The following is a 15,630-nucleotide window of genomic DNA, read 5'->3' as shown; positions in this document are numbered from 1 at the left end:
GTACACTAGTAGTAGGGAAAAACATGGACAAGAGGAGACATCGCGATGATCAGAGTGGAGAACTTGAGTAAATCCGTTGGAGCGGATCGTATTCCGATTCTACGTGATATTCGTTTTGATATGCAACAAGGGGAAATGATTGCGGTAGTCGGCTCCAGCGGGAGCGGCAAAAGCATGTTGCTGAAATGTTTGGCGATGAAGGAGACGTGGGATTCAGGGCGTTTTACTGTTGACGGCATGGATATTTTGAAAGAAGGCTGGAGCGGTAAACAGAAAATTCGGCGGGAATGGGCATACTTGGAACAGAACCCACAGTTATATCCCAGAAAAACGGCGCTGAAGAATGTACTTATCGGGCGTTTTGGTCAAACTCCATTATGGAGGATGGCAACGGGCATGGTGCGTTCGGATGACTACATGGGAGCGATGGACCACCTCGAAGGTTTAGGTTTACTGGATAAAGCGCATCAGCTTGCTGAAAAAATGAGCGGCGGCGAGAAGCAGCGTGTTGCTATTGCAAGGGCGCTTGCTCATGGTGCCAAGGTTGTGTTGGCGGATGAACCTGTCATTGGACTTGATCCTCATACGGCTGATGCCGTGCTGGAAACGTTACGCAAATTGTGTGAAGAGGAACGAGCTACGGTCATTGCCGTGTTACCGATTGAACTAGCAGAGAAACATGCTTCGCGAATCTGGGGAATCGCAGAAGGCCGGATCGCTTTTGATATACGAGGACGGAGATTAACACAGCAGGAGAAAAATCAGATTTAAAATGAGTGCTTAATGAAAAGAGTGATGAAATTGCTTAATTCGCGATGGGGACGCTGCATGGCAGCAGGTACAATGGCTGTTTTGCTCGGAACCGTGCTAAGTGGCTGTACCGTGATCAGTGACCCCAAGCTTCTAATGAAGCCGCCGATGATGTCGACGGACAAAGAGAAACTGTATAATATTGTGCAGAAGGAAACACCGCCTGAAAGTAAATTGATTCGGCCCAAAGATATGAGCAATACCAGCATGATTCGTGTGGAAGATCTGAACGGTGACGGGATTCGCGAGGCCATTGTTTTCTACGAGACGCCTAATGAGAATGTACGTATCCACGGTATGATTTTGGAAGAGCAGGGGGGAACCTGGGTCAAAAAACTGACGTTTGATGTACCGGGCAATGAGTTGGAATCATTCAAAGTAATGGATATTACGAATGATGGGAACCCGGACATTATCGTAGGTGTCAGCTTGCAGGATCAGAAAGCCTTAACGGCATATTCATATAAAGGCGGAGTCTTGGAACAAGTGCTGGGCGGCGTGCCTTACAATCAGGTCATTATCGATGATATGCAGGGTAACGCGCTGGATTTAAGTGGAGATGGCAAGAGTGATTTTGTTGTTGTTTCGCTAAACGCCAGTGGTTTTGCCAGCATAGCCTTGTATCAGTATCAGGATGACAGCTTTAAGGAAATGGATCGTGTTGTTACTGACTATACGGTTAAAGAAGTGTATAACGCTCTTGGCGGTGAGATCGCTGACGGAAAAATGGGGATCGTACTTGATGCGGATCTGGATGATCGCAGTTCGTTTACACAGATCATGTATGTGAAAGACAATAAACTTGTTAGTGCTTTTAAATCACCGGATCAAACGTACAGAGATGACAAAATTTTAAGCGGTGATGTGAATAATGATGGTATTATTGAGTTTGGATTAAAAGAAACACCAAAAGGTTGGGAGCACTACGTATTCGATTCGCGCATGTGGTTTTATACATTCTACCAGTGGGATGGCAAAGAGGGGAAAAAGTTTGTGTCGTTCCAGTTCCGGGATGATGCGGATTTGTTCCATTTGAACTTAAAGCCGGAATGGTATGGCAAGATCACGATTGACACCAAATCGGAGAAGGAAAAATACATTCGGTTTAAGATGATCAAAACGGATGAAACCGTGGCCGAAATCAAATATTTCACGTTTTCTCAGTGGGATCTTGAAAAGGGAAAGAGCTGGAAGGAAATTACTCGAACAAAAGATCGGGTGATTGCATCGCGTGTTGCACAATCTGAGGCGGGCAAGGATGCATTAAGTAAAAACTTCTCAGCTGAATAGAAAGGAAGAACTTGATGAGTAAAGTACTTATTCTTGAGGATGAAGAATCTATCCGCAGTTTTATCGTCATTAATTTAAAAAGAAATGGATTCGAAGTGCTGGAAGCGGGCGATGGTCATGAGGCCTTACGCATTTTGCAATCTGTACCCGATATTGATCTTGCACTGCTGGACGTTATGGTTCCTGGCATTGATGGGTTTGAAGTATGCAGACGGATTCGTGAAACGAACGAACGGCTCGGTATTATTTTCTTGACAGCCAAAGTTCAGGAGCAGGATAAAGTATACGCTCTTTCAGTAGGGGCAGACGATCACGTAAGCAAACCTTTCAGCCCGACTGAACTGATTGCACGGATTCAATCACTTCTTCGTCGTGTCAATGTACATCGTGAAACTGCGGCTAAAGTAACGTTCCAATCGGGGCCGTTTTCACTGGATCTGATCTCCAAACAGTTTAAAAAGAATAATGAAGCCATTGAACTAACACCTACGGAATTTTCTTTAATTCAGTTCTTCCTGGAAAAAGAAAATACGCCGCTGAGCCGTGACTTGCTACTGGACCATGTGTGGGGCAAAGAATATATGGGTGATCCCAAAATTGTTGATGTTAACATCCGTCGTCTACGTCAAAAAATTGAGAACAATCCTTCTGAGCCTGAATACCTGCAAACTGTATGGGGTCACGGGTACAAATGGAAGGGCCGGGATCAATGATCAAAAAGGGGATCACGCGGCAAATCGTATTACACTACTTTATTGTCGTTTTCCTCGCTCTGGTGCTTGTTGAGTTTGTGTTTATGCTAGCTGTGCAGCGGTATTATTATGAGAGCATTTACAATACCATTAGCACGCACATTACCAATAACAGAGACTTTCTTGAGCCAATAGCCAGAGCTAGTAATGGAGAAGACGGCAACAACAACTTGTCCAGACTCCTTGTTCGACTTGCATTAGACAATACTGAACTGGAGATTCTGGATCTGAACGGCCGCGTGCTGGCGAGTTCGACGGCCTTTGAGTCAGATCGAGCGATGTTACAAACGAGCGACGTTATGCAGGCTTTGAACGGGGATATGGGACGATGGATTGGCAGACAACCCAACACGGGAGAATCGGTTATGGCAGTTGCCAACAAATTCGACCTTGGTGGTGAAAATACGTACATTGTACGTTATCTGACTTCGCTCGAATCCGTAAACTCTAAATTACTTGTCATGGGGTTACTGGCTATTGCAGTAGGCGTTGGTGTACTTGCCATCGTGTTAATTATCAGTATTGGAATGGCCAACTCCATTGTAAGGCCTATTAACAGTATCACAGCGGTATCTGCTCAGATGGCGAAAGGACGGCTGGATGTCAGAGTCAAAGGGAATTATAAGCATGAACTGGGCGAACTAGCGTCAACGCTTAACTTCATGGCCCACGAAATTGTACGTAGTAACCAGATTAAAGACGATTTTATTTCGTCCATTTCCCATGAACTGCGTACACCACTGACCAGTATTAAGGGTTGGAGTGAAACGCTTGATTCAGGTGGATACGATCCGGAAGAAACACGTATTGGTATGGGGATTATCGCGAAGGAAACAGAGCGGCTAATCGGGTTGGTAGAGGAGATGCTTGATTTCTCCAAACTGCAACAGAACCAGATGAAGCTTGTGAAAGGCACAGTTAATATTCGTGAGGTTGTGCAAGAGACCATGCTGAACGTATGGGCCAAAGCTGAACAAAAGCAGGTACATCTGAAGTTAGAGACGGACGAAACACGCGCCTACAATGTATATGGCGATGGGAATCGTTTGAAGCAGGTGTTCTTAAACATTGTGGACAACGCGATCAAGTTCTCACATGAGAACTCGTGGATATTCCTTACGGTCAAAGAAGAGAATGGTCAGATTGTGGCTGTTGTGCAGGATACAGGAATTGGGATCAGTGAGGAACATTTGATTAAGGTAAGGGATCGTTTCTTCCAAGTAAACCACCAAAATGGAGGCACGGGACTTGGTCTTGCTATTACTCAGGAGCTTGTGGAACTGCATGAGGGCACCATTACGATGCAAAGTGAGCTTGGTTCAGGGACAACGGTGACCGTATCCTTACCTATGCTTAATCAGGAGATAGCTTCAGTTGAACAAGATATAACGGATGAGGTAGCACTGATCGAAGCTGGAACACCGGAGAAACCGGCAAATACAACTTCGGAGCCAGACCAGAATGATCAGATACAGGCTCATGACTCATCAACTGAGGGCGAGAAGCGCTAGTTCGTCATTATCACACGTACGGTGGTAGCAGACGATGACATCTTATACAGCGAAACCAGAAAGGCGAGCCATTATGGCTCGCCTTTTTACATTTAAGGTACATCTTAAAGAATTTATGAGGATAATTCACCAGCACGGAGACGACCACTTTTTTCATACACTTCTTTGAGCATACGTACAGGTTGCGTGCGTACGGCTGGTTTAGGTGCGACAATCTCATTCGGGCCAACGACCACAATTTCATCGGCTGTACCTTTAACAATGGCACCATCTTTGATAATGGCTCCCTCGCCGATAATTGCGCGTTCGATATGAACACCGCGGCCTACGCGTGCATTAGGCATAATGACACTGTCAAGCACTTCAGAGCCTTTGCCAACTTCGGCACCGCAGAAAATCACGGAGCGTTCAGCCCGGCCTTCAATAGCGCAAGAGTCGTGAACCATGGAAGCCAGATGCTGCATCTGATTTTGTCTCGCTTTGATCGCGCTTGGTTTGGAGCGCCATTCGCGGGTGAACATAGGCCAATCTTCACGTTGCAAGCTCCAGTTTTCTTCGTTATATAACAGATCCATATGCGCATCCCAAAGACTTTTCACCGTACCGACATCTTTCCAATAACCATTGAAGTTATATACATAAAGCGAATTAGTTTCGTTTAACATCTGTGGAATGACATCTTTCCCGAAGTCATGACTGGAATTTGGATTCGCAGCATCTTCAAGCAAGTGACGTTTCAGATATTGCCAATTGAACATGTAAATGCCCATCGAGGCCAAGTTACTTTTAGGTTCGGCCGGTTTTTCGGCAAATTCGGTCACGCGCATATTTTCATCTGCTGCCATAATTCCGAAGCGATGGGCTTCGTCCCAAGGCACTTCCATGACAGAAATCGTAGCGAGGGCATTGTTAGCCTTGTGTTCCTTGAGCATCTCGCGATAATTCATATGATAAATATGGTCACCCGACAAAATTAGAACATTTTCGGGGTTTTGCTGGTCAATATAGTCCATATTTTTATATATGGCATCCGCAGTTCCCAAGTATTCGTCATTTCCTGTATGATAAGATGGAAGCAAGGAGATTCCGGTCTCATTCGAATTGCCAGGTGTCCATGGCTCTCCTTGACCAATATGTTCGTGCAATGATTCCGCCTGGTACTGCGTCAGAACACCTACAGTGTCGATCCCTGAGTTAACGCAGTTACTGAGAGGAAAATCGATAATCCGGTAATGCCCGCCAAACGGTACAGCGGGTTTTGCAATCCTCGAGGTTAAAGGAGCTAATCGCTTTCCTTCTCCTCCCGCCAACAGCATAGCGATGCAATCTTTATTAAACATGATCGTTTCCCTCCCAAAATATTTGTGCAGTGTAGTACATTAGTAAACGAAAGCGAAGCCTCTGAAACGATAGCTATTGTAAAAATTCTGAAAAAATACATCATTTTTTAAAACAACGCATTTTTCTTTTCAACTTGGCTAGAATGGGGTAATGGTTAACGTTATATCTATTTTCTGGAGAAAAGAAGGTGATCCCTTGGCTATTGAACCGTTGGTACAACCGGATAAGTTATCTGATCTTATTTATTTATTTCATGAAGGTAATCTTCATCACAGTTATCGAATGTTGGGCGCGCATCCTGAGACTCGCGATCACCGTCAAGGATTCCGTTTTACCGTATGGGCACCCAATGCCGTAGAAGTGGGACTGGCTCTGGACCGTAATGGATGGCAAGGGGAAAAGGAACCTTTATATAAGATACCCGAATCTGGATTTTGGAGTCGTTTTATTCCGGGAATTGAAGAAGGTACTTTATACAAATTTCGCATTTTAACGGAAGATGGGACTGAAATTCTCAAAGCAGATCCGTATGCATTTGAGGCAGAAGTTCGTCCTCGAACGGCGTCAATCACAAGTTCCATTGAAGGTTACAAATGGAATGACGGTGCATGGAGGCGTAAACAACGCTCAATGTACAACAAACCTTTACATATTTATGAAATGCATCTGGGTACCTGGAAGCGCAAGGGCGATGGGAGCCTGTATAGTTATCGTGAGATGGCGGATTTGCTCGTTCCTTATTTGCTTGAGATGAATTATACCCACGTTGAAATGATGCCCCTTAGTGAGCATCCATATGACCTGTCATGGGGATACCAAAATACGGGTTTTTACGCACCTACAAGTCGCTACGGGCAACCCAAAGATCTGATGTATCTGGTGGATACACTACATCAGGCGGGTATTGGTGTATTACTGGATTGGGTGCCAGCTCATTTTGCCAAAGATGCGCATGGCCTACGTTTGTTTGATGGTACACCTTTGTTCGAGTACGCAGATCCAATGTTAGCCGAGAAGCCGGGCTGGGGAACCCTTAGTTTTGATTATTCCAAACCTGAGGTTCGCTCATTCCTTATTTCGAACGCACTGTACTGGATGGAAATGTATCATTTTGATGGACTTCGTGTTGATGCGGTGACGAGTATGCTTCGTCTTGATTTTGAAAAGCAGCCAGGTCAATATCGTACGAACGATGAAGGTGGCCTGGAGAATAAAGAAGCTGTCGCTTTTTTACAACAGTTGAACACAACTGTTTTCGAATACTATCCTTATGCTTTAATGATGGCTGAAGAATCCAGTGCATGGCCAATGGTTACCATGCCAGTGGACAAAGGTGGTCTGGGTTTTAACTATAAGTGGAACATGGGCTGGATGAATGATACGTTAGACTACATGGAATCTGATTTTCATGAACGTGCTTCCAAACATCATTTGCTGACATTTCCGGTGGTATACTCCTTTTCTGAAAATTATGTGCTTCCTCTGTCTCATGACGAGGTAGTGCATGGTAAAAAGTCCCTTTTGAATAAAATGCCAGGAAGTTATGAGCAAAAATTTGCGGGTATGCGCGCGTTTCTCGGTTATTTCATGACATTTCCAGGCAAAAAGCTGTTGTTCATGGGTGGAGAGTTTGGACAGTTCATCGAATGGAAAGATGAAGATCAGTTGGACTGGTTTTTGCTGGACTATGATAGTCACCGCAACCTGCACAAGTTCGAGCGCGAGCTATCTGAGTTGTACGTCCGTGAAAAAGCTTTGTGGGAGCTTGATCATTCCTTTGACGGTTATGAGTGGATCACTCCGGATGACCAGGGCCAAAGTGTCATTTCATATGTACGCAAAGGAAAAAAACCTGCGGATACACTCCTTGTGCTCATTAACTTTCAGCCTGTCAAAAGGGAGCGTTACCGGATTGGCGTCATGCGTCCCGGTATGTATACCGAAATATTAAATAGTGATCATTCGGATTACGGTGGTTCAGGGATAATTAATGATATGCTGATCCCTACGGAAAAGATTCCATTTCACGGGCATGCAAACAGCCTGGAACTGGACTTACCACCGCTAAGTATCGTTATTTTAAAAAAGAATACACGCCGGAAAACGGAGCCCATCGCCGAAGGTAGCGCTTCCGTGAAATCAAGAAAAAAGACTGAAAAAAATACAGAAAAAAAAGGGAACAGCACGCTTAAACCGAATAGGGGGACAAAAGCATGAATATTTTATTTGCAGCAGCAGAGGCCCATCCGTTTATCAAAACGGGAGGTCTGGCTGACGTTATCGGTGCTCTGCCGCAAGCGTTGAAAAATAACGGAGCCGATGTACGCGTGATTTTGCCGAAATATAAAGGGATACCTGAAGAATACAAAGAAGCTATGAAACCCGTGCTCGTGACGGATGTTCCGCTTGGTTGGCGTAGAGCCTATTGTGGCATTGAGATGCTGGAGTATGAAGGAATTCCAGTTTATTTTATTGACAATGAGTATTATTTTGCACGGGATGGCGTTTATGGGTACATGGATGATGGCGAGCGATTTGCATTTTTCAACCGCGCTGTACTCGAGGTGCTTCCACAGCTGGATTTTAAACCAGACGTTCTACACACACATGACTGGCATGCAGGTATGATTCCGTTGTTGCTCAAGGCTCACTATGCCCATGATGCGTTCTATAGTGAAATCCGAACGGTATTCACCATACATAATTTGTTGTATCAAGGTGTATTTCCACACCAGTTGTTCAGCGAAATTTTGGAGCTTGATGATCGGTATTTTACGATGGAAGGCGCCGAATATTATGGGAATGTCAATTTCTTAAAATCAGGTATTGTGTATTCTGATCATGTGACAACGGTGAGCCCAACCTATGCCAGAGAAGTGCAGACATCTTATTATGGGTATGGACTGGACGGATTACTAAGTTCGCTTGGTGATCGCTTTAGCGGTATTGTGAACGGCATTGATACCAAAAGTTATAACCCGGCAACGGACAATAAAATTGCAGTCAAATACAGATCAAGCTTGTCCAAAAAAATCGAAAATAAAATTGAATTGCAAAAAGAACTGGGACTTCCGGTGCGTCCAGATGCACCCCTGATGGTCATGGTGACCAGGCTCGTTGATTCCAAAGGACTTGATCTGGTATGTCGGGTTCTGGATGAACTGCTCTACTACGATGACATTCAATTCGCCGTGCTGGGGACTGGAGATTCAGCTTATGAACATTGGTTCAGAGAGGCGGCTAACCGGTATCCACTAAAAATGTCAGCACAGATTACATTCAATGACGGATTATCTCGTCGTTTCTATGCGGGCAGTGACATCTTCCTGATGCCATCCAAATTTGAGCCGTGCGGAATTAGCCAGTTGCTGGCATTGCGTTATGGCAGTGTACCACTGGTAAGGGAAACAGGGGGATTAAACGATACGGTTCAAGCTTACAATGAGTTCACAGGAGAAGGTAACGGCTTCTCATTTACAAGTTTTAACGCACATGACATGATGAATACCATTCGCCGTGCAGAAGAGTTCTATCGTAAACCGACTGATTGGAAAAAAATTGTGAAAAATGCAATGAGCGGGGAATACAGCTGGGATGTATCGGCTGAAGAATATATGGATATTTATCGTCGAATTCAGGTGTGATCTAAGAGTAAGGTTTTATTTCGATTATCGTATGGAGTGCCGCAGTTTAATAACTGCGGCTTTTGTTGTTACTCCGGAATCACTTAGCGAGTAATTTGGTCAAATTCCTTACGGATGGCTTGCAACAGTTCAGGCTTGCTTAGAACATCATAAGCTGTAGCGGCGAGCGCTTTGGCTCCCAAAATCATGCCGTCCAGCGCGCGTTCTTGCAACGCCAAATCACGGAATTCAACGGAGTGCAGGGTATGAACTTCATCAACGACACGGATATAAGGATGAATCGCCGGGCATCTCAGGGAAACATTACCGATATCCATCGAACCATGGTCGTTTCCACTGACGATTTCTTCCTGTGGAATGCCGAGTTCCATTAAATTCTGACTGAACGCGTCAGAGAAGGTCTCATTTGTAACCATCTCATCATAGGATGTTTCGTAGTTGGATGTCACGAGTTTACATCCGGTCTGAAGTGCAGCGCCTTGTGCAATCTGAACGACACGTTCGGTTAGAACGTTCAGTTCTTTGCGTGTGGCGGCACGCACGTAAAACTGAGCAGATGCATAGTCCGGGATAATGTTAGCTGCTTGTCCGCCGCTATTTATGATGCCGTGAATACGGACGGTGCTTTTCACCTGCTGTCTAAACGCATTAATTCCGGTGAATGTTTGGATAACCGCATCGAGGGCATTAATACCTTCATGTGGGCTGGCTGCCGCATGTGAGGATTTACCATGGAACTCGAACTGTACGGCATCGATTGCAAGGGAGCTGCCTGATTTTTCATAAGCATAGAATGGATGGGCCATCAGTGCGACATCACAGTCGTCGAATAACCCCGCTTCCGCCATTGGAACTTTAGCCCCGCGTGTCTCCTCTGCAGGTGTACCAAACACCTTGATCGTTCCGCCGACTTCGTCCACAATGGCTTTCAGGCCAACGGCTGCGCCAAGACTCATCATGCAGATCAGGTGATGTCCGCAAGCATGACCAATTTCGGGCAAAGCATCATATTCACATAATAGGGCAATGGTCGGGCCTGGCTTGCTCGAAGCATAAGTACCGATGAAAGCTGTTTCCAGTCCGAGAATCGGAGCTTGTACTTTGAACTCATGATAAGACAATTCTTCCTTCAAGCGGGCAGAAGCAAGATATTCCTCATTTCCAAGTTCAGGATGAGCTCCGATATATGATGAAATGTCTTTGAAACGGGAAGCATATTGATCAATAACGTTAAAAATTTGGGTTTTATTTGTTGTCATGGCTAAACTCCTTAGGCAAAAATGAAAATAACTCCATGAGTATAACATGTTTGCAGTATTTTTTCAGAAACAAGTCAAGATTTGATCTTGAAAATGCATTGCATAATCATGCATTGTACTTTATAATGACTCAGTCATCAACATGACTGACGAATCAGTATGTAATCGTAATTATAGCATTGTAAGGGGAGAACAAGGTTGAAATTAATAAGTCGTTATACCGTAATGTTGTTAACGTTCCTTCTTTTTCTGACGGCGGCTGCACCTGCGGCGCTGGCGAGTGGAACGACAGACAACAGCTCAGGCGGTAAAAAACTGGTGCTCGGTACAAGTGCCGATTTTGCACCGTATGAGTTCCACAAAGTCATCAATGGTAAAGACGAAATCGTCGGATTTGATATTGCGATTGCCAAAGAAATTGCGGCGGATCTTGGAGCTGAACTCGTTATCGAGGATATGGGCTTCGACGGACTTTTGCCCGCACTTCAGAGTGGTCGTGTAGACTTGGTCGTCTCAGGCATGACGCCGACAGATGAGCGTAAGAAAAGCATTGATTTCTCAGATACGTATTACAAATCCAAACAAGTGATTATGGTTCGTAATGTCGACAAAGACAAATATCCGGACATGAAATCACTGGAAAATGTCAAGATTGGCGTGCAAAAGGGATCCATTCAAGAAACCATCGGACAGAAGATTCCTGGTGCAAAGCTGACTTCACTGGATAAAATCTCCGACATCGTGCTACAACTGCAAACGAAACGCGTTGACGCAGCTATTGTAGAAGATACCGTAGCCGCTGGTTACCTGGATGACATTATCGGTCTTGCGGCAGCAGTTCCTGACGAAGAACAGGCTGAAGCCGCTGTCGGGATTCGTAAGGGCAATACGGAGTTATTAGCCTCTGTAAACAAAACCTTGGACCGCTTGAAAAGCGAAGACAAGATCAACCAGATGGTTACAGAAGCAAGTCTCCTGATGGCTGACAAAGTCAATAAATCTCAAAACATTTTTCAATTGTTCTGGGAATACAAAGGCTTATATGCAACAGGTATCGGTTACACGCTCCTGTTGTCAGCGCTAGGCGTAATATTCGGGGTCATCATCGGTCTGATTATTTGCCTGTTCCGTCTTCATAATATGGCGATTCTTCGCTGGATTGGTACAACTTATGTAGAGGTGATCCGCGGGACGCCAATGCTGGTACAACTTATGATTATCTATTACGGGGTGTCGCTAACTTTTGGCATTAACTTCTCAGCACTTCAAGCAGGGATTATGACGCTTTCCATTAACAGCGGTGCGTATCTCGCCGAGATTTTCCGTGCCGGTATTCAAGGCGTTGATCGTGGTCAACTGGAAGCAGCCCGTTCATTGGGTATGGGCAGAGGCGCAGCGATGCGTTACATTATTCTGCCACAGGCCTTCAAGGCCGTTTTGCCAGCCATCGGTAACGAGTTCGTAACGATTATTAAAGAATCATCCATTATTTCGGTCATCGGTATGGTGGATATTATGTATCAAGCAAGTGTAGTCAAAAATCTCACATTCCAGGGTCTGAACCCGTTCATTATTGCGGCAGCGATTTACTTTGTGATGACATTTATTCTGTCCAAGCTGCTCGGACGATTGGAAAGGAAGTTGGGTGCAAGTGATAGACGTTAGGCAATTACACAAATCATATGGTAAAAATGATGTCCTGAAAGGCATCGACGTAACGATCGGCAAAGGTGAGGTCGTTGTAGTTATTGGTCCTTCCGGTTCGGGTAAAAGTACATTTCTGCGTTGTCTGAACCTGTTGGAACAGCCATCATCGGGACAGATCGATTTCGAAGGTGTTTCGATTACCGATCCGAAGCATAACATCAATGCTACACGTGAGAAGATGGGCATGGTGTTCCAGCATTTTAATCTGTTCCCTCATAAAACGGTGCAGCAAAACATTACGATTGCTCCAATCAAGGTGAAGAAACAATCCACGGATGAGGCCAACAAAATTGCCGAGGATCTCCTGAAGACAGTGGGTTTGGCGGACAAAAAAGATGTATATCCTAACCAGCTGTCCGGTGGTCAAAAGCAACGGATTGCCATTGCGAGAGCACTCGCGATGCAGCCGCATGTGATGCTGTTTGACGAGCCTACATCGGCCCTTGATCCGGAGATGGTCGGAGAGGTATTGGAAGTCATGAAACGTCTTGCTGAAGGCGGAATGACGATGGTCATTGTAACGCATGAGATGGGTTTTGCGCGTGAGGTGGGAGACCGCATTCTGTTTATGGACGGCGGCGTCATCGTTGAGGAAGGTACCCCGGATGAAGTGTTTGGGGCGCCAAAACATCCGCGTACACGAGACTTTCTTGCAAAAGTACTTTAATTCATGCCATTCCGTATATAGAATCAAATGAATAACGGCGTTATCGGATCGAAAGATCCGGTGACGCTTTTTTTGTTGTTTGCAGAAAAGGTAGAGCTGAAAAAGTAACTTTTCTGTTACCTGTAAAATGAATTAAAACGCCAAATGGAAACATTTACTACAGCTTAAGGTTACAAATTTGTGATATATTCAAGACTGCCGAAACTTCCGAAGCGGAAGTGCGGGGGACGTAACAATGCAGACATAGTTAATGATTTGAGAAATATGCTGCTTGGGGTGAATTAGGAATACATAATGCTTCAGCATGTCACGTACAGCCTATAGGGTGGGCTCCTCCATCCGAATCCGACAACTAACTTCGCAGGCATCATGAGGGAGGAAGACCATGTATAACAAGAAACGTATAGCCAAAACTGCCATCGCACTACTGACATCCATTCTATTCATTCAAGCCGTTCCGGCTCACGCGGATTCCGTTCATGTGGCCAAAGAAGGGGATACCTTCTTCACCTTATCCAAGCAATACGGCGTTGATATGAACACATTAATTAAAACGAATAAAGACATCTCACCTTATAACATCTATGGTGGTTTGAAAATTACAATCCCAGGTAACGAAAACAAAGTAGAAGCGGCACCAGTTCAAGCGAAGTCGCAGGAAAAAACGGTGACTGCTGCAAGCCTGGACGTGAATACAGATAATAAAGTGGTACAGGCTTGGGGGAAAACATTCGACTACAGCAAAACGCTTAGTGTTAAAGCAACAGCGTATTCCGCAGATGCTTCCGAGAATGGTGGATGGGGTCCCGTTGATTATTTTGGCAACCCGCTCGAACTCGGCACAATCGCAGTGGATCCCAAGGTTATCCCTTTTGGAACCAAGGTACTAGTGACAGGGCATGCACACCCTGGATTGCCGAAACAGGCTTTCGTAGCAACGGCTTTGGATGCAGGTAGCGCGATCAAGGGAAATCGTATTGACATCTTTATCCCTGGAAGCAAACAGTTCGTTAGTTCGTTTGGTTTTCAGGATATTGAGTTGTACATTTTAAAATAAGGCTTAAACCCTCTCATTTATGGATGTGAGGTCATAAGTTGAATTGAGCATTAATAAACAGGGTGTTCTTTCTTGCGTAATCATGATAGGCATAATTCATGACGACGTAGAGGGACACCCTGTTCTTTCAATTATTGTTTCTCTTTTGGCAGTTTAAGCATCTCGTCCAATGTAACTAATTCATATCCTCGGTTTCGCAATTCCTCAATAACCTCAGGCAAAGCCTCTACTGTACCTTTCAGGTTCGAACCTGTACCGCCGCCAGCATGTTGTAATACGATGGAACCAGGTTTCACCGCGGTGAGAATATTATGTTTTACCTTTTCCTTGTCTAGTCCCTTCCAATCGAGCGAATCCACATTCCAATTCACGATGCTGTAATGCTGTTTTGCAGCCCATCTCAACTGTTCTTCGTTAATGTCCCCGTACGGAGGACGAATCATTTTGGGCGTATACCCCGTCAGGCGGTGAGTGATATCACCGGTATGTAATATTTGTTTGCGAAAGGCAGTCATTGATAATTTGCTGAATTCAGGATGATTGTAGCTGTGATTGCCAACGATATGTCCTTCTTTCACCATCCGTTTTACCAAGTCCGGGTGTTTCTCCGCACGGCTGCCAACAACAAAAAAAGTAGCACGAACCTTATATTTTTTTAATACATCAAGTACCTGTGGTGTAAATCTTGGATCAGGTACATCATCAAAAGTCAGCGCAACTTGTTTGGTGGAAGGGCCATTGGTTTTGAACGTATCCGCGTATTTCTGACGAAGTTGACCTAGAGTCAACTGTTCTTCTTTAACATCTGACCCAGACGCCGGTGTATCACTGAGGGTTGAAGAAGGTTCCTCAGATGAAGTAGCAGACACAGGCGCAGGGGCTAAAGGAGCTGTATAAACCCCAGAGCATATAATAGTAACGAGTGCGAGCATGACGAGGCGTATTCGCATGTTAACGGCCTCCTTTTTCCAAAATTGCGTTCTCTATGGTATGCCCGTTACCTGTTTCTTTTATGCGTGTGTGAGAAGTTTCATTGCATCATCAGGGCATGAAAGCCATAATTCCACCATATATAACATATAGAGAAGGATAGGTGGAGAGACGATGAGTACATATGATTTGAAATCCATTCGTTTAGAGGTTTTTGACGCAGGGCAGGACAAGGTATTTCTCGTTACAGGGGGTAAAGTTCATATCGGGGCTGTAGCTACGTTCTATGTTGACCATGATCGGGTTAGTGGAACGACGGTCCATATCCCGGGACATAAGGAACAAGAGTTATGTGAGCGGCTAGCCCGCAAGGCGGCCTTGCAACTGAAAGTTACGGTAACTGTTATAATGGGCATCCATTTTGATAGCATTACACGAGTACAGATCGATGAGATCGTAATGACTGCCGAGAGGCTTGTGGATGAACATTTAAATAAGAAGTCAGAGTAATGTTTTGGTAATCGGTCATCTTATAGGATAAACGACACGTGCCTGGATAAGCATAAACTTCAGAGGTAATCCTCCTTATATTTAGAGGTTGTCATCAAGTTTTAATTTTTTTTTTGTAAAATTGAAACGAGTTGCAGATTGTAACGTATGTA

13 protein-coding genes and 1 riboswitch are annotated in these 15,630 nt (G+C 44.8%); of the genes, 10 read left to right on the top strand and 3 right to left on the bottom strand.

Features of this window, described 5'->3' with window-relative positions; translation table 11 throughout:
* Positions 1 to 45 precede the first annotated feature (45 nt).
* From M3629_RS09500 to M3629_RS09485, 4 genes are read left to right on the top strand one after another with little or no spacing between them, the layout of a single operon-like run.
* Entirely contained in the window at positions 46 to 771 is a 726-nt protein-coding gene (locus tag M3629_RS09500; protein WP_154890435.1) for a phosphonate ABC transporter ATP-binding protein, read from the top strand.
* 57 nt (positions 772 to 828) lie between these two features.
* Positions 829 to 2,100 (top strand): hypothetical protein, encoded by a 1,272-nt coding sequence (locus M3629_RS09495; protein ID WP_090916670.1) that lies wholly within the window; start codon positions 829 to 831, stop codon positions 2,098 to 2,100.
* 14 nt (positions 2,101 to 2,114) lie between these two features.
* A complete protein-coding gene (locus tag M3629_RS09490) occupies positions 2,115 to 2,813 on the top strand; it encodes a response regulator transcription factor (protein WP_090916668.1) in 699 nt (232 codons plus the stop codon).
* Positions 2,810 to 4,363, top strand: coding sequence for a sensor histidine kinase (locus tag M3629_RS09485; protein WP_251505144.1), 1,554 nt, complete (start codon positions 2,810 to 2,812; stop codon positions 4,361 to 4,363). Before M3629_RS09490 ends, M3629_RS09485 begins: the two co-directional genes overlap by 4 nt.
* A gap of 113 nt (positions 4,364 to 4,476) precedes the next feature.
* Here the strand turns inward: M3629_RS09485 and M3629_RS09480 are convergent, their stop codons facing one another.
* The gene (locus tag M3629_RS09480; protein WP_285888488.1) at positions 4,477 to 5,703 is read right to left on the bottom strand and encodes a glucose-1-phosphate adenylyltransferase; all 1,227 of its coding nucleotides are present in this window, start codon (positions 5,701 to 5,703) and stop codon (positions 4,477 to 4,479) included.
* A 196-nt stretch (positions 5,704 to 5,899) separates the two neighbouring features.
* Between M3629_RS09480 and glgB the strand changes: the two genes are divergently transcribed.
* Together glgB and glgA are read left to right on the top strand one after the other, a co-directional pair.
* Positions 5,900 to 7,921 (top strand): 1,4-alpha-glucan branching protein GlgB, encoded by a 2,022-nt coding sequence (gene glgB, locus M3629_RS09475; RefSeq protein ID WP_285888485.1) that lies wholly within the window; start codon positions 5,900 to 5,902, stop codon positions 7,919 to 7,921.
* Positions 7,918 to 9,348, top strand: a complete 1,431-nt coding sequence (glgA, locus tag M3629_RS09470) for a glycogen synthase GlgA (protein WP_251505142.1) — start codon at positions 7,918 to 7,920, stop codon at positions 9,346 to 9,348. Before glgB ends, glgA begins: the two co-directional genes overlap by 4 nt.
* 83 nt (positions 9,349 to 9,431) lie before the next feature.
* On the opposite strand, the gene M3629_RS09465 is transcribed toward glgA, so the two are convergent.
* Entirely contained in the window at positions 9,432 to 10,607 is a 1,176-nt protein-coding gene (locus M3629_RS09465) for a M20 family metallopeptidase (RefSeq protein WP_251505139.1), read from the bottom strand.
* 198 nt (positions 10,608 to 10,805) lie between these two features.
* On the opposite strand from M3629_RS09465, the gene M3629_RS09460 reads away from it, so the two are divergent.
* From M3629_RS09460 to M3629_RS09450, 3 genes are all read left to right on the top strand, one after another.
* The gene (locus M3629_RS09460; RefSeq protein ID WP_154890429.1) at positions 10,806 to 12,272 is read left to right on the top strand and encodes an ABC transporter substrate-binding protein/permease; all 1,467 of its coding nucleotides are present in this window, start codon (positions 10,806 to 10,808) and stop codon (positions 12,270 to 12,272) included.
* Positions 12,259 to 12,981 carry an amino acid ABC transporter ATP-binding protein gene (locus tag M3629_RS09455; protein WP_123065699.1) on the top strand — a complete coding sequence of 241 codons (723 nt, stop codon included), beginning with the start codon at positions 12,259 to 12,261 and terminating at the stop codon, positions 12,979 to 12,981. The genes M3629_RS09460 and M3629_RS09455 overlap by 14 nt, the downstream gene beginning before the upstream one ends.
* Positions 12,982 to 13,167: 186 nt before the next feature.
* Positions 13,168 to 13,364, top strand: a riboswitch (cyclic di-AMP (ydaO/yuaA leader).
* 2 nt (positions 13,365 to 13,366) lie between these two features.
* On the top strand, positions 13,367 to 14,038 hold the full coding sequence (locus M3629_RS09450; RefSeq protein ID WP_251505136.1) for a 3D domain-containing protein: 672 nt from the start codon (positions 13,367 to 13,369) through the stop codon (positions 14,036 to 14,038).
* Between the two features lie 131 nt (positions 14,039 to 14,169).
* Here M3629_RS09450 and M3629_RS09445 read toward each other — a convergent pair whose 3' ends face one another.
* The gene (locus tag M3629_RS09445; RefSeq protein ID WP_251505134.1) at positions 14,170 to 14,988 is read right to left on the bottom strand and encodes a polysaccharide deacetylase family protein; all 819 of its coding nucleotides are present in this window, start codon (positions 14,986 to 14,988) and stop codon (positions 14,170 to 14,172) included.
* A gap of 154 nt (positions 14,989 to 15,142) precedes the next feature.
* Between M3629_RS09445 and M3629_RS09440 the strand changes: the two genes are divergently transcribed.
* Positions 15,143 to 15,478, top strand: coding sequence for a hypothetical protein (locus M3629_RS09440; protein ID WP_251505131.1), 336 nt, complete (start codon positions 15,143 to 15,145; stop codon positions 15,476 to 15,478).
* Positions 15,479 to 15,630: the final 152 nt, after the last annotated feature.

The sequence above is a fragment of the Paenibacillus polysaccharolyticus genome (assembly GCF_023714295.1).
In the GTDB taxonomy this organism is placed as follows: Bacteria; Bacillota; Bacilli; order Paenibacillales; family Paenibacillaceae; genus Paenibacillus; species Paenibacillus polysaccharolyticus_A.
The sequence above is the reverse complement of the archived record's forward strand: the minus strand, read 5'-3'. Positions and strand labels throughout refer to the sequence as shown.